Raw genomic sequence first — 25630 nt, 5'->3', positions numbered from 1 at the left:
CAGCTCCCCCGGTCCGGCTACTGCTCCACGGGCTTCGCGTAATGCAGATCCACTGTGCCCGAGTAGCCGGGCAGAGTCACCGGGCCGTTCTCCTCGACTTTCCAGCCGAGCCCGTAGACGTTGACGTAGACCATGTAGTTCTGGATCGCCGGGGAGGCCGCGAGCGCCTTCTGCAGCTTGCCCGGATCACCGACCGCCGTGATCTTGTACGGCGGTGAATAGACACGGCCCTGGAGGATCAGGGTGTTGCCCACGCAGCGCACGGCGCTGGTGGAGATCAGCCGCTGGTCCATGACCTTGATCCCCTTGGCCCCGCCCTGCCACATCGCGTTCACCACGGCCTGGAGGTCCTGCTGGTGGATGACCAGGTAGTCGGGCTGCGGCTCGGGGTAGCCGGGAAGCTTGGCGGTGGCGTCCGGCGGGGCGTCGTTGAGCGTGACCGTGAGCGAGTCACCCTTGAGCTTCTGCGTGCCGGCGCGCTTCTCCAGGGCCGTGAGCTTGTCGTCCTCCGCCTTGGTGCTGCCGTCGTCGCGCTCGGCGAGGGTCTCTATGTCCTGGCGCAGGGTGCCGTTGGCCTCGTCCAGCGCGCCGTTCTCCCGGCTTCGCTCGTGGATGAGGTCGGACAGCTTCAGCAGCGAGCTGTCCGTACGGATGTTGGTGCCCTTGGCGGTGTCGAAGCTGGTGAAGAAGATGAGCCCCGCCAGAGCGAACACGGCCGCCGTCAGGACGCGCACGGGCCGAAAACGGCGCACGCGCTCAGGGGTGGATCCCGTCCCGGGGGAGTCGGCAGAATTGCTCAACGTACCCTTATCTCCTTCGGCGCGGCGGAAGCACTACGCTAACGGACGCCCGGGGGAGCCATCGGAGTCCCCTCACGCTGCCCCGAGACCGACCCAGTTACCTGCGCGGCCACGCAGCGCATCGACAGGAGAGACCCTCGTGCCGAAGTCACGTATCCGCAAGAAGGCCGACTACACGCCGCCGCCTGCCAAGCAGACGACCGCGATCAAGCTGAGCAACCGTGCCTGGGTCGCGCCGGTCATGCTGGCCATGTTCCTCATCGGCCTGGCCTGGATCGTCGTCTTCTACGTCACCGACGGATCGCTGCCCATCGACTCGCTGGGCAACTGGAACATCGTGGTGGGCTTCGGCTTCATCGCCGCCGGATTCGGTGTCTCGACCCAGTGGAAGTAGCGGCCACCACACGGTGAACGCAGCTCTGCCCAGGGGTGTTCGCTGAGTTATCCACAGCAGTTTTCCACATGGGGATAATGAAGACGATCTGTGGATAACCCGCTGGGTGTTGACGCCGGTATGACGGAAGTACCGGTCTTCGAAAACTTGTTCGCCCCCTGCCTGACCTGCGGGAACGCGGGTCGGTGACAGGGGGCACATGTGTTCCCGCACCCTATGCACAAGATCCGACACCCGCTGTGGACAACGCCTGGTCAGGCGAGCTGCGCCGTCCTCAGAACGGTCATGAGCACGACCACACCCAGGACCAGGGCGCAGGTGCCGTACTGGACCAGTGCGCGGCGCTCACGCGGGGCGTGGACCATGGCGTATCCGACGACGACACCGGCGACCAGGCCGCCGATGTGGGCCTGCCAGGAGATGTTGAACCCAGGACTGAAGGTGAAGATCAGGTTGATCACCAGCAGCGCGATGATCGGCCGCATGTCGTAGTTGAGCCGGCGCATCAGCACGGCCGTGGCACCGAACAGGCCGAAGATCGCGCCGGAGGCGCCCAGGGTCGCCGTGCTCGGGGACGCCAGCAGGTAGGCGAGCGCGCTGCCCGCGAGGCCGGAGATGAAGTAGAGCGCGAGATAGCGGACGCGCCCGAGGGCCGCTTCGAGCGGGCCGCCGAGCCACCACAGGCTGAGCATGTTGAACGCGATGTGCCAGATCTCCTGGTGCGTGAACATCGACGTCACCATGCGGTACCACTCGCCTCCCGCCACGCCCTGGGTGGGCGCGAAGGGCGCCGGCGGCCAGGCGCCGAGCAGGACGATGTCGTTGAGCAGCGACTCGTGGACCTGGACGGCGATGAACACGGCCAGGTTGATCCCGATGAGGATCTTGGTCAGCAGCCGGCGGTCGGCGGCGATGGAACCGCCGGCGATCGTGCGGGGCATGGCGGCCGTGGGCGAGTGGCCTGTGCCGGAACCGGTGCGGACGCACTCGGGGCACTGGAAGCCGACGGAGGCGTTGACCATGCACTCGGGGCAGATCGGGCGTTCGCAGCGCGTGCAGCGGATGCCCGTCTCGCGGTCCGGGTGGCGGTAGCACATGGGGACGCTGTGGGCGTCCTGCGGGCTGCCCGCAGCCTGGTCGTCCATGGTCTCCCCTAGGTCGTGTGAGAAAAGCCCGCCCCGCTCATCCTTACGGATGAGCGGGGCGATTGGTTCCCTGCGGGAGCCGTCGCACTCAGCGGGTCTCGATGACGACCGACTCGATGACCACGTCGTTCAGCGGCCGGTCGGTGCGCGGGTTCGTCTGGGTCGTGGCGATGGTGTCCACGACCTTCTGGCTGGCCGCGTCGGTGACCTCGCCGAAGATGGTGTGCTTGCGGTTCAGCCACGCCGTCGGGGAGACGGTGACGAAGAACTGCGAGCCGTTGGTGCCCGGGCCGGCGTTGGCCATCGCCAGCAGGTAGGGCTTGTCGAAGCGCAGGTCGGGGTGGAACTCGTCCTCGAACTGGTAGCCGGGGCCGCCGGTGCCGTTGCCCAGCGGGTCGCCGCCCTGGATCATGAAGCCACTGATCACCCGGTGGAAGACCGTGCCGTCGTAGAGCTTGTCGGTGGACTTCTCGCCCGTCTCCGGGTGGGTCCACTCCCGCTCGCCCTGGGCGAGCTCGACGAAGTTCTTGACCGTCTTGGGCGCGTGGTTCGGCAGAAGCCGGACTTCGATGTCGCCGTGATTGGTCTTCAGGGTGGCGTAGAGCTGCTCAGCCACGATCTGCCTTCCGTTGTCTTTCCGTGACCCCCTGATCCTCGCACGGACCGGCCCTCGCGTCGCCCGGCCTCGGTGCGGCGGGGGGAAACCCTCGGCGGAGTCCGCAGAAAATCCGGGCAGTAGTCCCGGGGCGGGGGCGCTGGGCGGCGATCCGTGGCATTGTCGACGACAAGCTCCTGTTGCCCCCTATTCATCCGCTATCGCACATGATCGGCTTTGGATGCCGACTTGTGTGACCCGGATGCCCTTCCGCGCATGCCTGGTCGTGCGCCAGGAGGCATGATCCGTAAAAGGGTGGAAAGTCGAAATACCGTACGCCACCGAGGAGGAGGAACCCGTGACCCGCATCGACAGCGTGCGCGCCGCGACTGGTTCGGCGAAGGACAGCGTGCTGCACGCCGCGGAAGTGGTGGCGCCCTACGCCGACACGGCCAAGGACAGGGCCGCGCACTACGCACACGAGGCACGCGTACGGCTAGCGCCCAAGGTGACGCAGGCCGCAGGGCAGGCGCGTGTCCAGTACGGCACTCTGGTGCAGCCGTATCTGGAGCAGGCCCGCACGCATGTGCCGCCGAAGGTCGACCAGGCCGCCCAGGAAGCCGCCGAACGCACCCGTAAGGCCGCCCGCCAGGCGGCGGAGTACTCCAGGCCGAGGATCGAGCAGGCGGTGGCCGCGGCCGTGCCCGTTACGGCCGAGGCCGCGGCCCGGAGTACGGCTGCCGTGGCCGCGCTGCGCGGTCAGGTCACGTCCAAGGAGATCCAGAAGCTGGTCCGCAAGCACGAACGGCGGGCCAAGGCCGGTAAGGCCATGAAGACGCTGGTGATCCTGGGCGCCGTGGCGGGTGGTGCTTTCGCCGCGTGGAAGTGGTGGGACAAGCAGGCCAACCCGGACTGGCTGGTGGAGCCGCCGGCGGCGACGGAGGTCCCCGAGTCGGGGCGCCTGTCGTCCGTGGACGGCACGGGCACGTCGGTCCTGGACCCGGAGGTCGAGGCCAAGCAGGCCGAGGACGAGGCCGCCCGGCGCGACGACCGTTCCTGAGGGCGCACCGGATCCAACAGCACGGCGGGGCGGGAGACTTGAGGGTCTCCCGCCCCGCCGTGCTGTTTCACGTGAAACAGCGGCCGCCCGCAGCCGCTCCCGTACGCGAAAAATACCCTCCGGCACCGCGTTTCCGCAGTTCGGAGGGCATTTCCGGAAGTGGAGCCTAGGGGAGTCGAACCCCTGACATCTGCCATGCAAAGACAGCGCTCTACCAACTGAGCTAAGGCCCCGTAAGGGGACGTCCGACCGGAGGAACCGCATCCCGGCGGGCGTCGGAGACCAGAGTACCGGGTCACCCCCGTGGTTCCGCAAAAAGATTGGGGGTCCCCGTCGCCGACCACTCTCCGTAAGATGCTCGGCGTGGTTCGCTACCGCGAACCGCCGTACATGGGGAAGCGATGGGGAGACGCAATGGACGCCGCACAGCAGGAAGCGACCGCAAGAGCGCGGGAACTGCAGCGGAACTGGTACGGGGAGCCGCTGGGGGCGCTCTTCCGTAGGCTCATCGACGATCTTGGTCTCAACCAGGCTCGTCTCGCGGGGGTTCTGGGACTGTCCGCACCGATGCTGTCGCAGCTGATGAGCGGTCAGCGGGCGAAGATCGGCAACCCGGCTGTCGTGCAGCGGGTGCAGCTGCTGCAGGACCTGGCGGGGCAGGTCGCGGACGGCAGCGTGAGCGCGGCCGAGGCCACCGAGCGCATGGAGGAGATCAAGAAGTCACAGGGGGGATCGGTGCTCAGCAACACCACACAGACGACGAGCAGTTCGGGGGCACCCACGGTCAAGCGGGTCGTCCGCGAGATCCAGTCGCTGCTGCGGTCGGTCGCGGCGGCGGGCGACATCATCGACGCCGCCGACACCCTCGCCCCGACGCATCCGGAACTGGCAGAGTTCCTCCGGGTCTACGGCGCCGGCCGCACCTCGGACGCGGTCTCGCACTACCAGTCCCACCAGAGTTGATCCCACCGCCCAGCGCCGAAGGGGGTTCGGCAGCGGGCCGCGGGTGAGGTGACGGCGGACGCGTCGCGGACGGGCGGGCACGAGGGGGCGTGTTCCGTACGGGGGACCGGTCGACGCGAGGGGGATGTACCGCTCATCGAAGGACTCGGGGGAGTCGGGGGATTCCCCACGATTCAGGGGATTCAGGGATTCAGGGGACCGTTTCGCCCGTCGGGGAGTCGTAGCGCTCGCCGAGGGGGAAGCAAGGGGGGAAGCCGCAGGGGGAGGAGCGACGTACAGCCATGGGTGAGGTCTTCGCCGGCCGGTACGAACTGGTCGACCCGATCGGACGCGGAGGGGTCGGCGCCGTCTGGCGCGCCTGGGACCACCGCCGCCGTCGCTACGTGGCCGCCAAGGTCCTGCTCCAGAGCGACGCGCACTCGCTGCTGCGCTTCGTCCGGGAACAGGCCCTGCGGATCGACCACCCCCATGTACTGGCCCCCACCAGTTGGGCCGCCGACGACGACAAGGTCCTGTTCACCATGGATCTGGTCGCGGGCGGATCCCTGGTCCATCTCGTCGGGGATTACGGTCCCCTGCCACCGGCGTTCGTCTGTACCCTGCTCGACCAGCTGCTGGCGGGTCTGGCCGCGGTGCACGCGGAGGACGTCGTGCACCGTGATGTGAAACCCGCCAACGTGCTGCTGGAGGCCACCGGCACGGGCCGGCCGCGGCTGCGGCTGTCCGACTTCGGCATCGCGATGCGGCTGGGCGAGCCCCGCCTGACGGAGACCAACCTCGTCGTCGGGACGCCCGGTTATCTCGCGCCCGAGCAGATGATGGGCGCCGAACCGGACTTCCCCGCCGACCTGTTCGCGGCAGGGCTGGTCGCGCTGTATCTGCTGGAGGGTGCCAAGCCGGACAGCAAGGCCCTTGTCCAGTACTTCGCCGAGCACGGGACGCCTGGTGCGCCCAAGGGCATCCCGGAGCCGCTGTGGCAGGTGGTGGCCATGTTGCTCCAGCCGGATCCGGAGGCGCGGTTCCGTACGGCCACGGGGGCACGCAAGGCCCTCGTCGCCGCCGCGGAGCTCCTGCCGGACCCGGGGCCGGACGACGAGCTGATCGAGATCTTCGACCAACTCGGCCCGCTTCCGAGGGGGTTCGCCCCCGAGGGGCCGATGGAGAGAGCGAAGGGGCTGGGGCCGAGGCAGGAGCGGCCCGGCTCCTTCGGGGGCGGGGAAGAGCGGTCCCGGCGGGGAGAGGGCGGGGGCGAGCTCTCGGTGTCCGGGGGGCAGCACGCCGAGCCCCGGCAGCAAGGCGCCGAGGCGGTGCCGACCGATCCGCGACGCGCCACCGGCCCCGACTCCGCGCCGTTGCCCTCGATGTCGGACACCGGCAGCTTCCATCTGCCGCCTCCGCAGGCCACCGTCACCTCGTCGCCCACGCCCGGCCCGGCCGGGCCCGCTCCGTATCAGCAGGCGCCCGTCTCCCCCCACGACCCGACGCACCGGCTCTCGCCCGCCCAGCCACTCCAGCCGGTGTACTCCGGCCTGCCCCTGCCCCTTGCGGAGCAGTACCGCACGGACGTCTCCACGGCCTCGTACACCGCCCAGAGCCCGCAGGCCCCATCGGTCGGCCAGACGCCGTCACGGCACCGGGCACAGCGGCGTTCCCACGCCGGGCCTCCGGCCAAGGTGGCGGTGCCGCTGCTGCTCCTCGCACTGGCCTGCTACGCGGTGGGCTTCTGGGCCCTCACCCGCATCTGAGGGGTCCTGCGACTGGGCAGGGAAGCGCCTGCCCTACGGTGTGGTCCGCCGCCTGGCCATCACTGTCCAGGCCCCGAGCCCCACGAGCAGGGCGCTCCCGGTGCCGATGCCGCCCACGGCGAGCGCCCTCATGGCGGTGTCGTCGCCCGCGGCCACACCCTCCGCGGCCGCCTCCCGGTCCTCGTCCGAAACCGCGAAGACGCCCTTCGGCACGGACTCCCCCGCGTACTCGGGCCCGCTCCGGGGCTCCCCGCTCGTCCGGACGCGCAGGGTCATCACGAACGGCCCGTCCCCGAAGGTGTCCGCGACCGCCTCCGAGAGGTGGGCGACAAGGTAGTAGGAACCGGCGAAGCGCAGCGCGCTGACCTGTGCGGTGGCGGCGTATCGGTTGGCGTGGTCGACCGGTGGCAGAGGAGGCAGGCTCCCGGACTTCTGATCGCCGTCGTAGCCGACCCCCACGTCGGCGACGCGTCCGCGCGCGGGGTTGTAGAGATCCAGGTCGAGCGCGTCGGACGTGTAGCCGGTGCCGCCGGAGTCCGAGCTGCCGAGCTCCGCGGTGACGGACACCTGCTGCCCCCAGTCGACCGGCACCTCGTAGAAGAGGGTCTGGCCGGGCCGGATGTCGTCCCGCCAGACTCCCTGGTCGACGGGGGTCGCCCCGCTGAATCCCGCGCCGCCCTTCCGGCGCTCGGGCTCTCCCTGGAGCGGCTGGGGCGTGGCGGAGTTCCACGCCCCGGGCGCGCTGGTCGCGCCGGTCTTGACTTCTCCGGGTTCCGTCATCGCGACGAGTTCCAGATCCCAGGCGTCCGGCGAGGAGCCCTCACCGTCGGGGTCGACGCGCTCCACGGACACGAAGTAGGCACCGGCCTTCCGGCACAGCGGCCTGCCGGTCTCGCGCCTGCCCCAGGCCGCGATGGGGTGGGGGCTGCGTGCGATTCCGAAACTCGCGGTGTCGTCGGAGCAGGTGTGGCCCTCGGCGTCCTGCACGGTCACCTTGACCCCGTCGATGACGGAGACCGTGCTGCCGGGGGAGGGGACGGCGGTGACGGAGACGTACGCGTTCGACGCGGCGTCGAGGTCGAGGCGGTAGCTGACCTTGCCGCTGCTCGGCAGGGAGCTCCTGTAGGTCCCGCCGGGCTTCAGCGGGGCCGCGTCTCCGGTGCTTCGCGCTCCCTCGACGCTCTGCGCGCCGTCGGCGAAGGCGTATGGGCTCGGTGTGCCGGCGACCTCTCCGGCTGTGGCGGCCTGTCCCGGCACCACGGCCGCTGTCGCTCCCAGCACCGCCGCCGCGGCGCCGACGCGCACGGCCACCGCCGGACTGCGGCGCCACGCCCCCGCGCGCCTGCCCCACGCCGTACGACTCCGTCCCGTACGACACCGACCCCTCACGCGCCACCCCTCACCGTCACCGGTCACGAAGCCGTGCCACCGTGGCCCATCCTGCCGCGCCGGCCGGGTTCACGACCGGCCCTCGGCACACAAAACCCCGACCGCGAGGCGGCCGGGGTGTGCTCGGTCTGGGTTGTCGTGACTCACGAACCCGTGGGCACGGAGTCAGTCGCCTCCGTCCACAGATCCTGCTCGGCGCGATCCGCCTGGATCTGGCGGTACACGAGGAGCCCGCCGATGGCGGCCAGTGCGACCAGGAGAAGCTTCTTCACCGCGCGACCTCGTCTTTCGTTGACGTAGGGGACCTCTGGCGCCCGACTATACACACCGACCGATACCGATCGGTGACCTGAGTCGGCCCTCAACTCCCGTCCCGGTGACCGGGATAGAAGCGGAGTACACCGCTCCGATCGGAGGGTGATCACACCTCGACGGACGGTTACTTTGACCTCTCTCCTCCGCTCTCCTTACGTTTTCGTCGCTCTTGCGGCCATCCGGGTGGTGTTCATCTGAACATCGACGCGCCACGGGCGTAGGTCCACCACTTCTCGGCGCCCATACACATCATGAGGAAAGTACGCAAATCGCCCAACCCGAAAGTGAGGGGCCATGGCCCGGAACAAGGTCATGAAGGTGTGGACCGCCATCGTCACCGCATTCATCGCGCTGTGCACGGCGCTCGGACTCGTCACCACGACCGCCGCCGCGGCCGTAGCGCAGACCGAGCAGAAGAGCAACAGCAACGGCGCGAGCATCCCGCAGCAGCGGACGGCGGCACCGGCGACCTTCCCCTGGTCCTCCCCCAGGGCCCTGCCCCCCACGATGAAGCAGCGCATCCGAGCCGAGGCCCACGGCAAGACCCCCCGCTGCCGGCACCGCTCGCCCGCGGACACGGCGTCCTCCCCCGGCACCGACTGCACCGACGAGGACCCCGACGCCGACGCGGACCATCTCACGCCCCTGAAGCGCTGACCCCCGGAAAACCACCCAAGCGATCTGCGTACAAAGCCCGGCAGCTCGACAGAGCGGCCGGGCTTACGCATGTCCTGATGCTCGGACCGGGCCATGGATCAGGACATGCCGGTGGGTTGTAACGGCACAAAGCCGCCGCGGGCCCACCTCACACCACTGCACCGCTCTCGATGTCAGCCGTATACGTCAAAGAGCAGCACCTCACGTGAGGTGCTGCTCTTTTCGCTGGTGGGGCTAACAGGATTTGAACCTGTGGCCTCATCCTTATCAGGGATGCGCTCTAACCAACTGAGCTATAGCCCCGCCGCGCTCTGCGGTGTGTCCCGCGCGCTGACTCCTGAAGATTAGCGCACGACATGGGCAGTCCCAAAATCGGTTGTCGGGGCACCGTCAGGGCAACGACAGAGGTGACGTCACTCGTCCTCGGCGAGGGTCAGCTCGACACCGCCCACGAAGCCCGCGGACAGGTTGTAGATGAACGCGCCGAGTGTCGCGAGGGCGGTCGCAAGGACGACGTCGATGACCGCGATGATCGACGTGAACATCAGGACGTTGGGCAGCGACAGGAAGGCCTGCAGGTCGAAGCCGTTGGACTCGTTCGAGCCGGTGGCCTCCGAGATCGTGCCGCCGACCGTCGAGAAGACGCCCATCGCGTCCATGACCATCCACAGCACGGCGGACGCGACGATCGTGCAGATGCCGAGGGCGATGGAGAGCAGGAAGCTGACCTTCATCACCGACCACGGGTCGGCCTTCGCCACCCGCAGCCGCGCCTTGCGGACGCGCGGAGTGGTGCGCGCCCCCGTACGAGGACGCCGCACGGCGGCGGCCGCGGCGCCCCCGGCCGCCCCGGCCGCCGCCTGCTGCGCCGGGTAGGCCTGCGGCGGGTGGTACGGCCCGGCCTGCGGCTGCGCCTGCCGTTCCCCGGGCAGGGGCGAGGCCGTGCCCGGCTCCTGCGCGGCCGGCTGCGGCTGCGCGGCGGAGGCGGACGGGCCGGCGCCGGGCTTCTTCTTCTGGGTCTGCGGACCTCGGGTGTCCCTCACAGTTCCCCCCTGTGACTCTTGCGCGTCAGGCGAGGGCGTGTCCTTGGCCGGGGACTTGATCGCCTTCAGGTTGGTCGTGTGCGGGTCCGCCGCACGCGCGGCGGAGCCACGACCGCCGTCGTCCGCTTCCGTACCCCTTGAGGTTCCGGCCGGTCCGGCGCCCGTGGCTCCGCTCACGCTGACTCACTCCTCGTGCCTACTCGGCCGAGGGCGCCTCACCCTCGTCCGTGCCGGTGGTCACGGCGCCTTCGGCGGTCTCGTCGACGACCACGTCGCCGTCGACCTCCTCCGCCTCGCGCCCCGCCTCGGCGTTGCGAGCGATGCCCACGACGGCATCGCGCTTGCCCAGATTGATCAGTTGGACGCCCATGGTGTCACGGCCGGTTTCCCTGATCTCGTTGACTCGCGTACGAATCACACCGCCCGACAGCGTGATGGCGAGGATCTCGTCGGTCTCCTCGACCACCAGCGCGCCGACGAGGGATCCACGGTCCTCGACGATCTTGGCAGCCTTGATGCCGAGGCCGCCGCGACCCTGGACGCGGTACTCGTCGACGTTGGTCCGCTTCGCGTACCCGCCGTCTGTGGCAGTGAACACGAACGTACCGGGTCGAACAACATTCATCGAGAGCAGTTCGTCGCCCTCGCGGAAGCTCATGCCCTTGACACCCGAGGTGGCACGGCCCATGGGTCGCAGGGTGTCGTCCGATGCGGTGAACCTGATCGATTGCGCCTTCTTGCTGATCAGAAGCAGATCGTCGTCTGCCGAGACCAGTTCGGCACCGATCAGTTCGTCGTCCGAACCGTCCTGACCCTCGCGAAGGTTGATGGCGATCACACCGCCGGAACGGGGCGAATCGTAATCCTTCAGAGGCGTCTTCTTCACAAGTCCGGCCTTGGTGGCGAGCACGAGGTAGGGAACCGCCTCGTAGTCGCGGATCGCCAGGATCTCGGCGATCGCCTCGTCCGGCTGGAAGGCGAGCAGGTTCGCGACGTGCTGACCGCGCGCGTCCCGGCCGGCGTCGGGCAGCTCGTAGCCCTTCACTCGGTAGACGCGGCCCTTGTTGGTGAAGAACAGCAGCCAGTGGTGCGTGGTGGACACGAAGAAGTGGTCGACGATGTCGTCTTCCTTGAGCTTCGTACCGCGCACGCCCTTGCCGCCGCGCTTCTGGGCGCGGTAGTCGTCGGTCTTGGTGCGCTTGATGTAGCCGCCCCGGGTGACCGTGACGACGATGTCCTCCTCGGCGATCAGGTCCTCGATGGACATGTCGCCCTCGTAGGGGATCAGCGTCGTCTTGCGGTCGTCGCCGAACTTCTCGACGATCGCGGCCAGTTCGGCGCTGACGATGCCGCGCTGACGGACCGGGGAGGCGAGGATCTCGTTGTACTCGTTGATCTTCGCCTGGAGTTCGTCGTGCTCCTGGACGATCTTCTGGCGCTCCAGGGCGGCCAGTCGGCGCAGCTGCATCTCGAGGATGGCGTTGGCCTGGATCTCGTCGATCTCCAGCAGGCTCATCAGGCCGCCGCGGGCGATCTCGACGGTGTCGCTGCGCCGGATCAGCGCGATGACCTCGTCGATGGCGTCCAGGGCCTTCAGCAGACCGCGCAGGATGTGCGCCCGCTCCTCGGCCTTGCGCAGCCGGAAGCGCGTACGGCGGACGATGACCTCGATCTGGTGCGTCACCCAGTGGCGGATGAACGCGTCGAGCGACAGCGTGCGCGGCACGCCGTCCACCAGCGCCAGCATGTTGGCGCCGAAGTTCGTCTGCAGGTCGGTGTGCTTGTAGAGGTTGTTCAGCACGACCTTGGCGACCGCGTCCCGCTTCAGCACGATGACCAGGCGCTGGCCCGTGCGCGAGGAGGTCTCGTCACGGACGTCCGCGATGCCGCCGATCTTGCCGTCCTTCACGAGGTCGGCGATCTTCTGGGCGAGGTTGTCCGGGTTGACCTGGTACGGAAGCTCCGTGACCACCAGGCACTGGCGGTTCTGGATCTCCTCGACCTCGACGACCGCGCGCATGGTGATGGAGCCGCGGCCGGTGCGGTACGCCTCCTCGATGCCCCGGCGGCCCACGACGAGCGCGCCGGTCGGGAAGTCCGGGCCCTTGATGCGCTCGATGAGCGCGTCCAGCAGCTCCTCGTGGGAGGCCTCGGGGTTCTCCAGGTACCACTGGGCGCCGGCCGCGACCTCGCGCAGGTTGTGCGGCGGGATGTTGGTGGCCATGCCGACCGCGATACCGGCCGAGCCGTTGATCAGCAGGTTCGGGAAGCGGGCCGGCAGGACGGTCGGCTCCTGGGAGCGGCCGTCGTAGTTGTCCGTGAAGTCGACGGTCTCCTCGTCGATGTCGCGGACCATCTCCATCGACAGCGGCGCCATCTTGCACTCGGTGTACCGCATGGCCGCGGCCGGGTCGTTGCCCGGGGAGCCGAAGTTGCCGTTGGAGTCGACGAGCGGCATGCGCATCGACCACGACTGCGCGAGGCGGACCAGCGCGTCATAGATGGAGGAGTCGCCGTGCGGGTGGTAGTTGCCCATGACGTCGCCGACGACGCGGGCGCACTTGTAGAAGCCCCGCTCGGGGCGGTAGCCGCCGTCGTACATGGCGTACAGGACGCGGCGGTGGACGGGCTTGAGGCCGTCGCGGACGTCCGGCAGCGCACGCGAGACGATGACGGACATCGCGTAGTCGAGATACGAGCGCTGCATCTCCGTCTCGAGCCCGACGGGCTCGACGCGCATGGCCAGGGCGTCACCCTCGGGCGTCGTCACGGGAGTGTTCTCGTCGGTCATTGCTGGTGAAGATCCTTCCTGATGCGGTCAGCTGAGACCGACTCAGATGTCGAGGAAGCGGACGTCCTTGGCGTTGCGCTGGATGAACGCGCGGCGGGCCTCGACGTCCTCGCCCATGAGGACCGAGAACAGGTCGTCGGCCTGGGCGGCGTCGTCGAGGGTGACCTGGCCGAGGACGCGGTGCTCCTGGTCCATGGTCGTGATGCGCAGCTCCTCGGCGTTCATCTCACCGAGACCCTTGAAGCGCTGCACCGAGTCGTCCTTGATGCGCTTGCCCGCGTTGCGGCCCATCTCGATCAGGGCGTCGCGCTCGCGGTCGGAGTACGCGTACTCGAAGTCGTCCTTGCCCCACTTGATCTTGTAGAGCGGCGGGCGGGAGAGGTACACGTGCCCGGCCTCGACCAGGGGCCGCATGAAGCGGAACAGGAAGGTCAGCAGCAGGGTGTTGATGTGCTGGCCGTCGACGTCGGCGTCGGCCATCAGGATGATCTTGTGATAGCGCAGCTTCTCGATGTCGAAGTCCTCGTGGACTCCGGTGCCGAAGGCCGAGATCAGCGCCTGGATCTCCTGGTTCTGCAGGATCTTGTCGATCCGCGCCTTCTCGACGTTCAGGATCTTGCCGCGGATCGGGAGGATCGCCTGGTACTGCGGGTCGCGGCCGGACTTGGCCGAGCCGCCGGCGGAGTCACCCTCGACGATGAAGATCTCGCACTTGGTGGGGTCGTTCGACTGGCAGTCGGAGAGCTTGCCCGGCAGGGACGCGGTCTCCAGCAGGCCCTTGCGCCGGGTGAGGTCCCGGGCCTTGCGGGCCGCCACGCGCGCGGTGGCCGCCTGGATGCCCTTGCGGATGATGTCCGCGGCTTCGTTCGGGTTGCGGTCCAGCCAGTCCGTGAGGTGCTCGTAGACGACCTTCTGCACGAAGGTCTTGACCTCGGTGTTGCCCAGCTTGGTCTTGGTCTGGCCCTCGAACTGGGGCTCGCTCAGCTTGACCGAGATGATCGCCGTCAGACCCTCGCGGATGTCGTCACCCGTGAGGTTGTCGTCCTTCTCGCGCAGCAGCCTCTTGTCGCGCGCGTACTTGTTGATCAGCGAGGTCAGCGCGGAGCGGAAGCCCTCTTCGTGCGTACCGCCCTCGTGGGTGTGGATGATGTTGGCGAACGAGTACACACCCTCGGTGTAGCCGCCGTTCCACTGCATCGCGACCTCGAGGGACAGGCTCTTGTCCTTGTCCTCGGCCTCGAGGTCGATCACGGTGGGGTGCACCAGGTCTCCCTTGCGGGAGTTGAGGTACGTCACGAAGTCGACGATGCCGCCCTCGTAGTGGTACGAAACGCTCTTGACCTCGTGCTTCTCGTCCTCGCCCGCCTCGTCCGCGCCGGCGGTGGCCTTCGCCGACTCGCGCTCGTCGGTGAGGTTGATGCGCAGGCCCTTGTTGAGGAACGCCATCTCCTGGAAGCGCCGCGACAGCGTCTCGAAGGAGTAGTCGGTGGTCTCGAAGATGTCCGGGTCGGCCCAGAAGGTGACCGAGGTGCCGTGCTCGTCCGTGGCCTCGTGCTTGGCGAGCGGGGCCGTCGGGACGCCCAACTTGTATTCCTGCGTCCAGCGGTGGCCGTCGGTCTTGACCTCCACCGCGACCCTGGTGGACAGGGCGTTGACGACGGAGACACCCACGCCGTGCAGACCGCCGGAGACCGCGTAGCCGCCGCCGCCGAACTTGCCGCCCGCGTGCAGGACCGTCAGCACGACCTCGAGGGCCGGCTTGCCCTCGGAGGGGACGATGCCGACCGGGATGCCACGGCCGTTGTCGACGACCCGCACGCCACCGTCGGCGAGGATCGTGACGTCGATGGTGTCCGCGTGCCCGGCGAGCGCCTCGTCGACGGAGTTGTCGACGACCTCCTGCACCAGGTGGTGGAGGCCGCGCTCACCGGTCGAGCCGATGTACATACCGGGTCGCTTGCGGACCGCGTCCAGACCCTCGAGGACGGTGATGGCACTGGCGTCGTACGAGGCGGTCACCTCGCCGTTCGACGAGGTGACCGCGCCGGTGGTGCCGGCGTCGGTGGACGGAATGTTCTCGTTGGGGTTGCCGGAATCGGCCACGAAGCGCCCTTTCTGGCACAGCACGAGCCAGGCTCGTCGGCGGGTTGCCGGAGCGGCTGCGGCATGTTGCGTTGGTAAGCCTTGATCAGCGTTGCTCAGCTTTTCCCGGACGGTCCCCAGCGAGTGGGGCGGGATTGCTTCCAGTCTACCGGTAGCACTGACACTGATGGGGGTTTGCCGGTACCTGAGTCCGCATGTGCCGCCCTCGACGGGTCTTGTCCGACTCCCGATATACGGATGGGGGCTCCAAGAGGCTCACAGAGGCACTCAGCGCTTCCGGCCGTCAACCCTTGGCTACTTCGGAGTCAGGTCGCGATTCGCAACCGTGTGCGGGCACACGACGAAGGGCCCGCCGACGCTCCGAAAGAGCGGACGGAAGCCCTTGATGTGATGTCGGTCACGTGCTGTCGACGGGCGGGAAACCGGCGGAGATCAGCCGTAGGTATCGCCCGGACCGGTACTGCCGGGGGCGCGCAGCGGGCCGTAGCGGCGGGCCGGGCCGCCGGGGCCCTGCACCTTGATCAGCGTCACCCTGCCGTGGCCCAGGTCCTCGTTGAGGCGCGCGACCAGCGTGGGCGCGAGCAGCCGGAGGTTGGTCGCCCAGGCCGTCGAGTCGCAGCGCACGGTCAGGACGCGCTCGTCCTCGTCGTACTTCTCCGGCACACAGTGCTTGGCGACGTCCTCGCCCACGATCTGCGGCCAGCGGCCCATCACACCGCCCACGGCGGCCGGCGCCTCCCAGCCGCGCTCGGTGATCAGCCGGTTGATCGCGGAGCCGAGCGCCATGGGGTCGCGCCCGTCAGCGCGCGCGCCGGAGCGCAGACCGCCACGGCGCGCCTGCTTCTTCTGCTGCGCCGCGTCCCCGCGCGCGCGTGCGGCGTCCTTGGCGGCGCGCAGCGCCACGCGCGCGAGATCGACGCCGGAAGGCCCGGGGGACTTGGACGGCTCGGGGGCACCGCCGGATGTGTTCTCCGTCATACGCGCTCGACCGTCCCCTCGGACACGGCGAACCGCGTCCCCGACAGCACATGCGGTACGTCGTCGTCGACCGCGGCCGTCACCAGGACCTGCTCGCCGGGCGCCACCAGCTCGGCGAGGCGCTCCCGACGACGGGTGTCCAGCTCGGCGAAGACGTCGTCGAGCACCAGCACCGGCTCGTTGCCCTCCGCGCTCAGGAGGTCGTACGAGGCCAGCCGCAGCGCCAGCGCGTAGGACCAGGACTCGCCGTGAGAGGCGTAGCCCTTGGCGGGCAGCTGGCCGAGCTTGAGCTGGAGGTCGTCGCGGTGCGGGCCGATCAGGGTGACGCCGCGCTCGATCTCCTGCTTGCGGGCCTCGGCGAGCGCGGCCATCAGCTGCTCGAAGAGGTCCTCGCGGGTGTGCGCCTCGCCCGGCGCGGACGGCTTGTACTCCAGCGCGATCGGGCCGCCGCCGGGGGCGAGTTGCTCGTACGCCTTGTCGGCCAGCGGCTGGATCGTGGCGATCAGGTCCAGGCGCTGGGCGAGCAACTCGGCGCCCGCGCGCGCGAGATGCTGGTCCCACACGTCCAGGGTGGACATGTCCATGGTGCGACCGCCGTGCCGGCGGGCCAGCGCCGCCGACTTCAGCAGGGTGTTGCGCTGCTTGAGGACCCGGTCGTAGTCGGAGCGGACCCCGGCCATGCGCGGGGAGCGCGCGGTGATCAGCTCGTCGAGGAAGCGCCGCCGCTCACCGGGGTCGCCCTTGACCAGCGCGAGATCCTCGGGCGCGAACAGCACGGTCCGCACGATCCCCAGCACGTCACGCGGCCTGACCTGCGAGGACCTGTTGATCCGGGCCCGGTTGGCGCGCCCCGGGTTCAGCTCCAGCTCGACCAGTTGCTGCCGTTCGCCCTGCCGGACCTGGGCCCGGATGATCGCGCGCTCGGCGCCCATCCGGACCAGGGGGGCGTCGGAGGAGACCCGGTGGCTGCCGAGGGTGGCGAGATAGCCGACCGCCTCGACGAGGTTGGTCTTGCCCTGCCCGTTCGGCCCGACGAAGGCCGTCACCCCAGGGTCGAGCGGGACCTCGACCCGGGGATACGAGCGGAAGTCGGCCAGCGACAGATGCGTGACGTGCATGGTCGTTTCGCCGACCTCCCTCGGTACTCGGTTACTTCTTCTCGACCGCGTGGCCGCCGAACTGGTTCCGCAGCGCCGCGATCATCTTCATCTGGGGCGAGTCCTCCTGGCGGGAGGAGAACCGCGCGAACAGTGACGCGGTGATCGCCGGCAGCGGCACCGCGTTGTCGATGGCCGCTTCCACGGTCCAGCGTCCCTCGCCGGAGTCCTGTGCATAACCCCGGAGCTCGTCCAGGTGCTCGTCCCCGTCGAGCGCGTTGACCGCGAGGTCGAGCAGCCAGGAGCGGATGACCGTGCCCTCCTGCCAGGAGCGGAAGACCTCCCGGACGTCGGTCACGGAGTCGACCTTCTCCAGCAGCTCCCAGCCCTCGGCGTAGGCCTGCATCATCGCGTACTCGATGCCGTTGTGGACCATCTTCGCGAAGTGGCCCGCGCCGACCTTGCCGGCGTGCACCGAGCCGGAGTCGCCCTCCGGCTTGAGGGCGTCGAAGACCGGCTGGACCTTGGCGACGTTCTCCTTGTCGCCGCCGTACATCAGCGCGTAGCCGTTCTCCAGGCCCCAGACGCCGCCGGAGACACCACAGTCGACGAAGCCGATGCCCTTGGCCGCCAGCTCCTCGGCGTGCTTCTCGTCGTCGGTCCAGCGGGAGTTGCCGCCGTCCACGACGACGTCGCCGGGCTCCAGCAGCTCGGCGAGCTGGTCGATCGTGGTCTGCGTGGCCTCACCGGCCGGGACCATCACCCAGATCACGCGCGGGCCGCTGAGCTTGCCCACAAGCTCTTCCAGGCTGTGGACATCGGCGAGGTCCGGGTTGCGGTCGTATCCGAGGACGGTGTGACCTGCGCGGCGGATCCGCTCGCGCATGTTGCCGCCCATCTTGCCGAGGCCGACGAGACCGAGCTCCATCAGTTGTGTTCCTTAGGTTCTGCGACGTGGCGTGGCGGCACGTGCGTACCGCGAGGCACTTTCGTACCCGCGTCCGAGCCTAAACCCGGACGCGCGCGCACATCTGTGGGCATACGCGCTCAGTCGTACGCCCTCACCTGCAGCTTTGTCCTCAGCCTGTGGACAACCGCTGGTGACCCTCCGCGTCTCACCGGCCCTCGGGCGGGATCAGCCGCTGAGGCGCACCGGCATGATCAGGTACTTGTAGGCCTCGTCCGCCTCGGCGTCCAGCGCCGGCTTGCCACTGAGCAGCGCGGGCTTGGTGGACGTGGTGAACGACAGCTGGGCCACCGGGGAGTCGATGGCGCTCAGACCGTCCAGCAGGAACGTCGGGTTGAAGGCGATCGAGATGTCGTCGCCCTCGAGCTGGGCGTCAACCCTTTCCACAGCCTGTGCGTCGTCGCTGGAACCGGCCTCCAGGATGAGCACACCCTGCTCGAAGCTGAGCCGCACCGGGGTGTTGCGCTCGGCGACCAGGGCCACGCGCTTGACGGCCTCCACGAAGGGGGCGGTCTCGATGACGGCGACGCTGTTGAACTCCGTCGGGAACAGCGTGCGGTACTTCGGGAGGTCGCCCTCCAGCAGGCGCGTCGTCGTACGGCGGCCCGCGCCCTCGAAGCCGATCAGGCCCTCGCCGGAGCCCGAGCCGGACAGCGCCAGGATCACCTGGTCGCCGCTGGTCAGGGCCTTGGCGGTGTCCAGGAGCGTCTTGGCGGGCACCAGGGCGACCGCGGAGGCGTCGGGGTTCTCCGGCTTCCAGAGGAACTCGCGGACCGCGAAGCGGTAGCGGTCGGTGGACGCCAGCGTGACGGTGTCGCCCTCGATCTCGATGCGGACACCGGTGAGGACGGGCAGCGTGTCGTCACGGCCGGCCGCGATGGCGACCTGGGAGGCGGCGGAGGCGAAGACCTCGCCGGGGACCGTGCCCGTCGCGTTCGGCATCTGGGGCAGGGCCGGGTACTCCTCCACAGGCAGGGTGTGGAGTGTGAACCGCGACGAGCCGCAGACCACGGTCGCCCGTACACCGTCTGTGGAAATCTCCACCGGCCGGTTCGGCAGCGCGCGGCAGATGTCCGCGAGCAGGCGGCCGGAGACCAGGACCGTGCCCTCCTCGTCGACCTCGGCCTCGACGGACACCCGTGCGGAGACCTCGTAGTCGAAGCTGGACAGGCTCAGCTGGCCTTCCTCGGCCTTCAGCAGCAGGCCGGCGAGGACAGGCGCCGGCGGACGGGCCGGGAGGCTGCGTGCCGCCCAGGCCACTGCCTCCGCGAGTACGTCGCGTTCCACCCGGATCTTCACTGTTGCCGCCTCCTGCTGTTGCCGGCGCTTCTCGCTCTGCCTGGCCCTCGTCGTCTGTCTCGGTGTCGACGGTCCCTGTGACGGGGAGGACACCGGGGACCAGTCTGACGCACGGCACTGACAGTAGGTGCCTCTCGGGGTCAAGTCATGACGAGGGGCGGTCGGGCACCGAAGAGCGAGTTGTGCACAGGGCCCCCTTCGAAACGGATTCCCAGCTCTCTCTAGTCGGGAGTAGTAGTAGGGGCTGTGGATACCGTGGATAACCTCGTTTGCCCAGCTCAGAGCGGGAATTTTGTCCACGGGTCCTGTGGGTGGAGGCGGTGGACAACTGGGCGTATCTGTGGAGAACAGAAAGTTCTGCACACGCCGTGCACAGGGTGCGGCGAGTTCTCCCCAGCGCTGTCCCCAGCTTTACCCATGTTTCCCACAGCCCAACCCGGCACCTTCGTGTGACGCCTTTCACTCGACCCGGTGAGAAGGCGCGTCGTGTTGCCGAACAGTGGACAGGCATGTGGAGAAGCGACCGATCGCTGGGGACAACTGCACCCAGCCTGTGGGCGGCCGGTGGACAACTCGGTGCACAGCCTGTGGATCATCTCGTCGTCCACAGTCTGTGGAGATCCTTCGTCCACGAATCCACAACCACCTGAGCTGGCCTGATGGCCTTTCAGCAAGGGCCGCTGTGGACACGATCTGGACAACTCCGCAGTCCCCAGGATGTGGACGGCAGAAAGTCCTCGAATCTGTGGAGGGAGGCCGTAACCCGGCGATTAATCGAACAGCGGGTTGCGGTGGGGATGCGGCGGGGTGCGCGCGGTGGGAGCCGGTGAGGGGCCTCGGCGGCCCGGAAACCGGGTCGCTCGGCTGCTGCGGCGACCGGAACGGGGCCCGTGGCACAGCACAGCAGTGGCCGCAGTGGCCGCAGTGGCCGCGGGGGCCTCAGCGAGCCTCAGCACATAAGAAGGGCGCTCCCGGAGAGATCCGGGGGCGCCCTCAGCGGCGTTCTGCGGCGTGCTGCCGCCGCCGTCAGCCGTTCTTGATGCGGTTGGTCAGCTCCGTGACCTGGTTGTAGATGGAACGGCGCTCGGCCATCAGATTGCGGATCTTGCGGTCCGCGTGCATGACCGTCGTGTGGTCGCGGCCGCCGAACAGCGCGCCGATTTTCGGCAGCGACAGGTCCGTCAGCTCACGGCACAGGTACATGGCGATCTGCCGGGCCGTGACGAGGGCGCGGCCGCGCGAGGTGCCGCACAGGTCCTCGACGGTCAGCCCGAAGTAGTCCGCCGTCGCGCCCATGATGGCCGTCGACGTGATCTCGGGTGCAGAGTCCTCGCCACCGGGGATGAGGTCCTTGAGGACGATCTCCGTCAGCCCCAGGTCCACCGGCTGCCGGTTGAGCGAGGCGAACGCGGTGACCCGGATCAGCGCGCCCTCCAGCTCACGGATGTTGCGCGAGATCCGGGACGCGATGAACTCCAGCACCTCCGGCGGCGCGTTCAGCTGCTCCTGCACCGCCTTCTTGCGGAGGATCGCGATCCGCGTCTCCAGCTCCGGCGGCTGGACGTCCGTGATCAGACCCCACTCGAAACGGTTCCGCAGCCGGTCCTCCAGTGTCACCAGCTGCTTCGGCGGCCGGTCGGAGGACAGCACGATCTGCTTGTTGGCGTTGTGGAGCGTGTTGAAGGTGTGGAAGAACTCCTCCTGCGTCGACTCCTTGTCCGCGAGGAACTGGATGTCGTCGACGAGCAGGATGTCCATCTCGCGGTAGCGCTTGCGGAAGCTGTCGCCCTTGCCGTCGCGGATGGAGTTGATGAACTCGTTGGTGAACTCCTCCGAGCTCACGTACCGCACCCGTGTGCCCGGGTAGAGGCTGCGCGCGTAGTGCCCGATCGCGTGCAGCAGGTGCGTTTTGCCGAGCCCGGACTCCCCGTAGATGAACAAGGGGTTGTACGCCTTCGCCGGTGCCTCGGCCACAGCGACCGCGGCCGCGTGCGCGAAGCGGTTGGAGGCACCGATGACGAACGTGTCGAAGAGGTACTTCGGGTTCAGACGCGCGGTGGGTTCGCCCGGGCCGGTCGCCGGCGCGGGCTGCGCGGCCAGCGGGCCGGGGGCACCGGTCGTCGGCAGGTTCGGGCCGACCGGGCCGCCCCGGTGGACGTGGCCGGAGCCGGCCGGCGGCTCGGGCAGCTCCCGGCGCACCGGGTCGCGCTGTTCGTAGTCGCCGCGCGACGTTTCGTAGTCGGGACGCTGCTGCTCATAGGAGGGGCGCTCCATGGGCTGCGGGCGGTAGTCCTGGGAGGGGGAGCCGTAGGCGTCCTGGGAGGGTGGGCCGTAGGAGTCCGAGGAGCCGTACGAGTCCTGCGAGCCGTACGAGTCCTGCCCGGGTGAGGCGTACGGGTCACGCTCGGGAAAGCCGAGGCGCTGTTGCTGCCAGCCGTACTCGTCCTGCTGCGTGGGCCGCGGCCAGGCGCCGGGCTCGGGGCGCTGGTACTCGGACGGGTACGCGGGACGGGCGGTGGGAAGTTGATCTGCGCGCGTAGGCGGAAGCTGGTCGCCGGCCGGACCGGGCAATTTGTCGGCGCGGTGGCGGCCGTACCCCTCGTACCCGTCACGGTCCTGGCGGTCGTAGGGGGCGCGTTCCGGACGGTCGTATCCGTCGCGTTCCTGCCGGTCGTACTTGTCCCGCTCGGATCGGTCGTACCCGTCCCGCTCGGATCGGTCATATCCGTCCCGCTCGGAACGGTCATATCCCTCACGGTCCGGACGGTCGTAACCCTCGCGGTCCTGGCGCGCGGCCGGGAGCTCGGGCTCCTCGTAGCGCGGCTGGGGGCGGGCCGGGGGCGCCGGCGGGGCGGGGGGCTCGCCAGCGGAGTCGTCGACGGTGATCGCGATCCGGATCGGACGGCCGCACTCGCGGCTCAGCGTCTCGCTGACGATCGGCGCCAGCCGGCCCTCGAGTACGCCCTTCGCGAATTCGTTCGGTACGGCGAGCAGGGCGGTGTCCGCGACCAGCGCGAGCGGCTGGCAGCGCCGGATCCAGTGCTCGTCCTTCCCCTCGACCCCTTGGACGCGGCCCTCCCCGAGGAGCTGCTCCAATACGCGTGGCCACACTGCGGCAAGATCGGCAGGTACGTCAGCCACAGGGCACGCTCTCTCACAGGTCCCACGAACGTGTGGTTCTGGGACGGCTCAGGATGTAAATCGGGTGGGGCAGGGATAAGGGAACGAATCGGAGTTCCGTCACGGTAGTCAGCGCGGCCGGTACGGTTCAAGTCGTTGTCCCCAGCCTGTGGACAAGTGTCTCCCGGCGACTCCTGGTTTGACCGGATGGCGTAGCCGCGCGTACCGTAACCAGGTCGAGTTGTCGATGGCTGCTGCCGCCTGCCTCCGATGGGCACAGATCATTTGGGTGATCGGTCAGCGGTGCACTCGGGCGTAACTGCGAGCTACTCGTGGGCGCACGGTGACAGCCAGGACGGCACCCCGCAACTACCGATTTCTTCTGGAGCCCCCGAGTGAGCAAGCGCACCTTCCAGCCGAACAACCGTCGTCGCGCGAAGACCCACGGCTTCCGCCTGCGGATGCGTACCCGTGCCGGTCGCGCGATTCTCGCGAACCGCCGCAGCAAGGGTCGCGCCAGCCTGTCCGCCTGATCCTGATCAGGTCATGACGTCGTGCTGCCTACCGAGCATCGGCTGAGGCGGCGCGAGGACTTCGCGACCGCGGTACGACGAGGACGCCGGGCCGGACGCCCGCTCCTCGTCGTCCACCTACGTAGCGGTTCCACGGACCCGCACGCGCCTGGGGAGAGCGCTCCCCCGACGCGTGCGGGTTTCGTCGTGAGCAAGGCAGTGGGTGGCGCGGTCGTGCGGAACAAAGTGAAGCGCAGGCTTCGCCACCTGATGCGGGAGCGAGTCGCCCAGCTGCCCCCCGGTAGCCTGGTAGTCGTACGAGCGCTGCCCGGATCGGGTGACGCCGACCATGCACAGCTGGCCCGAGACCTGGATGCCGCTCTCCAGCGGTTGCTGGGAGGGGGCGCGCGATGAAGTACCCGCTGCTGGCTCTGATCAAGCTCTACCAGTGGACGATCAGTCCGCTGCTCGGGCCGGTTTGCAAGTACTACCCGTCGTGCTCCCACTATGGCTTCACGGCCATCGACCGGCACGGCGCCATCAAGGGAACGGCACTCACGGCCTGGCGCATCCTGCGATGCAATCCGTGGTCGCTGGGCGGTGTGGACCATGTCCCGCCGCGCAAGCGCCCGCGGTGGCACGAAATGTTGCGTAACGCGTGGCGTGCACGCAAGGGCGGGCCCTCCGCCGCCGGACCGGCTACCGAGGGACAGGCTTCTCCCACAAGTCCGTCCAGTCCTTCGGGCCCGGCCGCAGAGACACCGTCCCATGCCCAAGGAGCATGATTAGTGGACACGATTGCCAGCCTCTTCAGCTTTATCACCACACCCGTCTCCTGGGTCATCGTCCAGTTCCACTCGGTGTACGGCGCCCTCTTCGGCCCCGACACCGGCTGGGCCTGGGGCCTGTCGATCGTGTCCCTGGTGATCCTGATCCGTATCTGCCTCATCCCGCTCTTCGTGAAGCAGATCAAGTCGACTCGGGCCATGCAGACGCTGCAGCCCGAGATGAAGAAGATCCAAGAGCGCTACAAGAACGACAAGCAGCGTCAGTCCGAAGAGATGATGAAGCTGTACAAGGAGACGGGCACCAACCCGCTCTCCTCGTGCCTTCCCATCCTGGCGCAGTCGCCGTTCTTCTTCGCCCTGTACCACGTGCTCAACGGCATCGCCACGGGCGACACCATCGGTGTCATCAACAAGAGCCTGCTGGAGAGCGCGCAGAAGGCACACATCGTCGGTGCTCCGCTGGCGGCGAAGTTCACCGACAGCTCGTCGAAGGTGGAAGCACTCGGTGCCTCCCTGACCGACGTTCGCGTGGTCACCGCCATCATGATCGTCCTGATGTCGGCGTCGCAGTTCTTCACCCAGCGCCAGCTGATGACGAAGAACGTCGACACCACGGTGAAGACCCCGTTCATGCAGCAGCAGAAGATGCTGATGTACGTCTTCCCGGTCATGTTCGCCGTCTTCGGCATCAACTTCCCGGTCGGTGTCCTCGTCTACTGGCTGACCACCAACGTGTGGACCATGGGCCAGCAGATGTACGTGATCCACAACAACCCGACCCCGGGTTCCAAGGCCCAGGCCTCGTACCTCGACCGCCTGACCAAGCACGTCCAGCAGCACGACAAGGTCAGCAAGCGCCGCGACCGGGCCATCGTCAAGGCGATCGTCGCCAAGGGCCGCGACCGCAACGAGTTCGAGCGCAAGTTCATCAACGGCCTGAGCAAGGCCGGCCTCGCCGCCCAGGCCGACGGCACCGTGATCAAGAGCGACGCCGCGGCCACGGCCCAGGCCGAGGACGGCACGCCGACCACCGGCGGCGGTACCCCGAAGCGTCAGCAGCCCAAGCGGCAGAGCAAGTCGCAGCGGCAGCACGGCGTCGTCGGCGGCGCCAAGGCGGCCGGTGAGACCGACGAGCCGAAGACTTCGCTGACCAAGTCCGACGAGCCCGAGGACGCCAAGCCCGCCGCCGCTGCCAAGAAGGGCGGCGCGAAGCCCGCAGGCAGTACCCGCAGCAAGGCCCAGTCCGGACAGCGCAAGGGCCCGCAGCGGCCCAAGTCCCCGTCCAAGAAGTAAGAAGGAGTCCATCCCGTGACGGAAGGCACCACCTCCGCCGCTGCCGAGGGTGCAGACACCCTGACTCGCCTGGAGCAGGAAGGCGAGATCGCGGCGGACTACCTGGAGGGTCTGCTCGACATCGCCGATCTCGACGGCGACATCGACATGGACGTCGAGGCCGACCGTGCCTCCGTCTCGATCATCAGCGACTCGGGCGGCCGTGACCTGCAGAAGCTGGTCGGCCGTGACGGCGAGGTACTGGAGGCGCTCCAGGAGCTCACCCGTCTGGCCGTGCACCGGGAGACCGGCGACCGCAGCCGTCTGATGCTCGACATCGCGGGGTACCGGGCACAGAAGCGCTCGGAGCTGTCCGAGCTGGGCGCCAAGGCCGCCGCGGAGGCCAAGAGCAGCGGTGAGGCCGTGAAGATGAAGCCGATGTCGCCCTTCGAGCGCAAGGTCGTGCACGACGCGGTCAAGGCCGCGGGCCTGCGCAGCGAGTCCGAGGGCGAGGAGCCGCAGCGCTTCGTCGTCGTTCTGCCGGCCTGATCGGCCTCTACGTTTCCCGGCCCCGTCTGTTGAGCAGGCGGGGCCGAA

The 25630-nt window shown here is 68.7% G+C and carries 22 protein-coding genes, 2 tRNA genes and 2 pseudogenes; 10 read left to right on the top strand and 16 right to left on the bottom strand.

Annotation, left to right across the window (positions count from 1 at the left end; all coding sequences use genetic code 11):
- Window positions 1-17: 17 nt before the first annotated feature.
- A complete protein-coding gene (locus QOL88_RS20040) occupies window positions 18-800 on the bottom strand; it encodes a DUF881 domain-containing protein (protein WP_097217941.1) in 783 nt (260 codons plus the stop codon).
- Window positions 801-939: 139 nt separating this feature from the next.
- Here QOL88_RS20040 and crgA point away from each other — a divergent pair, with 139 nt between their 5' ends.
- A complete protein-coding gene (crgA, locus tag QOL88_RS20035) occupies window positions 940-1194 on the top strand; it encodes a cell division protein CrgA (protein ID WP_030846986.1) in 255 nt (84 codons plus the stop codon).
- A 254-nt stretch (window positions 1195-1448) separates the two neighbouring features.
- On the opposite strand, the gene QOL88_RS20030 is transcribed toward crgA, so the two are convergent.
- Entirely contained in the window at window positions 1449-2339 is an 891-nt protein-coding gene (locus QOL88_RS20030) for a rhomboid family intramembrane serine protease (protein ID WP_097217939.1), read from the bottom strand.
- A gap of 88 nt (window positions 2340-2427) precedes the next feature.
- Entirely contained in the window at window positions 2428-2955 is a 528-nt protein-coding gene (locus QOL88_RS20025) for a peptidylprolyl isomerase (protein ID WP_097217938.1), read from the bottom strand.
- A 337-nt stretch (window positions 2956-3292) separates the two neighbouring features.
- Here QOL88_RS20025 and QOL88_RS20020 point away from each other — a divergent pair, with 337 nt between their 5' ends.
- A complete protein-coding gene (locus tag QOL88_RS20020; protein ID WP_097217936.1) occupies window positions 3293-3994 on the top strand; it encodes a DUF5324 family protein in 702 nt (233 codons plus the stop codon).
- Between the two features lie 160 nt (window positions 3995-4154).
- Here QOL88_RS20020 and QOL88_RS20015 read toward each other — a convergent pair.
- Window positions 4155-4227: transfer RNA gene (locus QOL88_RS20015), tRNA-Ala, on the bottom strand.
- 181 nt (window positions 4228-4408) lie between these two features.
- On the opposite strand from QOL88_RS20015, the gene QOL88_RS20010 reads away from it, so the two are divergent.
- Window positions 4409-4957, top strand: a complete 549-nt coding sequence (locus QOL88_RS20010) for a helix-turn-helix domain-containing protein (protein ID WP_030846998.1) — start codon at window positions 4409-4411, stop codon at window positions 4955-4957.
- A gap of 281 nt (window positions 4958-5238) precedes the next feature.
- Window positions 5239-6702, top strand: a complete 1464-nt coding sequence (locus tag QOL88_RS20005; RefSeq protein WP_097217934.1) for a serine/threonine-protein kinase — start codon at window positions 5239-5241, stop codon at window positions 6700-6702.
- Between the two features lie 33 nt (window positions 6703-6735).
- On the opposite strand, the gene QOL88_RS20000 is transcribed toward QOL88_RS20005, so the two are convergent.
- Window positions 6736-8013 (bottom strand): hypothetical protein, encoded by a 1278-nt coding sequence (locus tag QOL88_RS20000; protein WP_097217932.1) that lies wholly within the window; start codon window positions 8011-8013, stop codon window positions 6736-6738.
- 221 nt (window positions 8014-8234) lie between these two features.
- Entirely contained in the window at window positions 8235-8363 is a 129-nt protein-coding gene (locus QOL88_RS19995) for a DLW-39 family protein (protein ID WP_003999697.1), read from the bottom strand.
- Between the two features lie 337 nt (window positions 8364-8700).
- Between QOL88_RS19995 and QOL88_RS19990 the strand changes: the two genes are divergently transcribed.
- Window positions 8701-9063 (top strand): DUF6344 domain-containing protein, encoded by a 363-nt coding sequence (locus QOL88_RS19990; protein WP_097217928.1) that lies wholly within the window; start codon window positions 8701-8703, stop codon window positions 9061-9063.
- A 226-nt stretch (window positions 9064-9289) separates the two neighbouring features.
- Here the strand turns inward: QOL88_RS19990 and QOL88_RS19985 are convergent.
- The 10 genes and pseudogenes from QOL88_RS19985 to dnaA (QOL88_RS38875) form a co-directional block, all read right to left on the bottom strand.
- A tRNA-Ile gene (locus QOL88_RS19985) sits at window positions 9290-9366 on the bottom strand.
- Window positions 9367-9476: 110 nt separating this feature from the next.
- On the bottom strand, window positions 9477-10283 hold the full coding sequence (locus tag QOL88_RS19980; protein WP_097217925.1) for a DUF3566 domain-containing protein: 807 nt from the start codon (window positions 10281-10283) through the stop codon (window positions 9477-9479).
- Between the two features lie 19 nt (window positions 10284-10302).
- Window positions 10303-12897 (bottom strand): DNA gyrase subunit A, encoded by a 2595-nt coding sequence (gene gyrA / locus QOL88_RS19975; protein ID WP_097217923.1) that lies wholly within the window; start codon window positions 12895-12897, stop codon window positions 10303-10305.
- Between the two features lie 42 nt (window positions 12898-12939).
- Window positions 12940-15000 carry a DNA topoisomerase (ATP-hydrolyzing) subunit B gene (gyrB, locus tag QOL88_RS19970; RefSeq protein WP_179878910.1) on the bottom strand — a complete coding sequence of 687 codons (2061 nt, stop codon included), beginning with the start codon at window positions 14998-15000 and terminating at the stop codon, window positions 12940-12942.
- Window positions 15001-15432: 432 nt separating this feature from the next.
- Entirely contained in the window at window positions 15433-15978 is a 546-nt protein-coding gene (locus QOL88_RS19965; RefSeq protein WP_097217919.1) for a DciA family protein, read from the bottom strand.
- Complete coding sequence (recF, locus tag QOL88_RS19960; protein WP_097217917.1) at window positions 15975-17096, bottom strand: DNA replication/repair protein RecF; 1122 nt, start codon at window positions 17094-17096, stop codon at window positions 15975-15977. Before recF ends, QOL88_RS19965 begins: the two co-directional genes overlap by 4 nt.
- 31 nt (window positions 17097-17127) lie before the next feature.
- Window positions 17128-18003, bottom strand: coding sequence for a phosphogluconate dehydrogenase (NAD(+)-dependent, decarboxylating) (gene gnd, locus QOL88_RS19955; protein ID WP_097217915.1), 876 nt, complete (start codon window positions 18001-18003; stop codon window positions 17128-17130).
- A gap of 207 nt (window positions 18004-18210) precedes the next feature.
- Window positions 18211-19341, bottom strand: coding sequence for a DNA polymerase III subunit beta (gene dnaN / locus QOL88_RS19950; protein WP_097217913.1), 1131 nt, complete (start codon window positions 19339-19341; stop codon window positions 18211-18213).
- Between the two features lie 1026 nt (window positions 19342-20367).
- A pseudogene (gene dnaA, locus QOL88_RS19945) lies at window positions 20368-21948 on the bottom strand (chromosomal replication initiator protein DnaA); the annotation flags it as partial.
- A gap of 179 nt (window positions 21949-22127) precedes the next feature.
- Window positions 22128-22482, bottom strand: a pseudogene (gene dnaA / locus QOL88_RS38875) (chromosomal replication initiator protein DnaA); the annotation flags it as partial.
- 374 nt (window positions 22483-22856) lie between these two features.
- Here dnaA (QOL88_RS38875) and rpmH point away from each other — a divergent pair.
- From rpmH to QOL88_RS19920, 5 genes are read left to right on the top strand one after another with little or no spacing between them, the layout of a single operon-like run.
- Complete coding sequence (gene rpmH, locus QOL88_RS19940; protein ID WP_005482975.1) at window positions 22857-22994, top strand: 50S ribosomal protein L34; 138 nt, start codon at window positions 22857-22859, stop codon at window positions 22992-22994.
- A gap of 21 nt (window positions 22995-23015) precedes the next feature.
- Complete coding sequence (gene rnpA, locus QOL88_RS19935) at window positions 23016-23387, top strand: ribonuclease P protein component (RefSeq protein ID WP_078615240.1); 372 nt, start codon at window positions 23016-23018, stop codon at window positions 23385-23387.
- A complete protein-coding gene (yidD, locus tag QOL88_RS19930; protein ID WP_097217907.1) occupies window positions 23384-23758 on the top strand; it encodes a membrane protein insertion efficiency factor YidD in 375 nt (124 codons plus the stop codon). The genes rnpA and yidD overlap by 4 nt, the downstream gene beginning before the upstream one ends.
- Before the next feature lie 3 nt (window positions 23759-23761).
- Complete coding sequence (gene yidC, locus QOL88_RS19925) at window positions 23762-25054, top strand: membrane protein insertase YidC (RefSeq protein WP_097217905.1); 1293 nt, start codon at window positions 23762-23764, stop codon at window positions 25052-25054.
- A 15-nt stretch (window positions 25055-25069) separates the two neighbouring features.
- Complete coding sequence (locus QOL88_RS19920; RefSeq protein ID WP_097217903.1) at window positions 25070-25582, top strand: Jag family protein; 513 nt, start codon at window positions 25070-25072, stop codon at window positions 25580-25582.
- Window positions 25583-25630: the final 48 nt, after the last annotated feature.

The organism is Streptomyces sp. Ag82_O1-12 (genome assembly GCF_900182715.1).
Lineage (GTDB): Bacteria > Actinomycetota > Actinomycetes > Streptomycetales > Streptomycetaceae > Streptomyces > Streptomyces massasporeus.
This window is presented reverse-complemented; position numbering and strand designations above follow the sequence as displayed.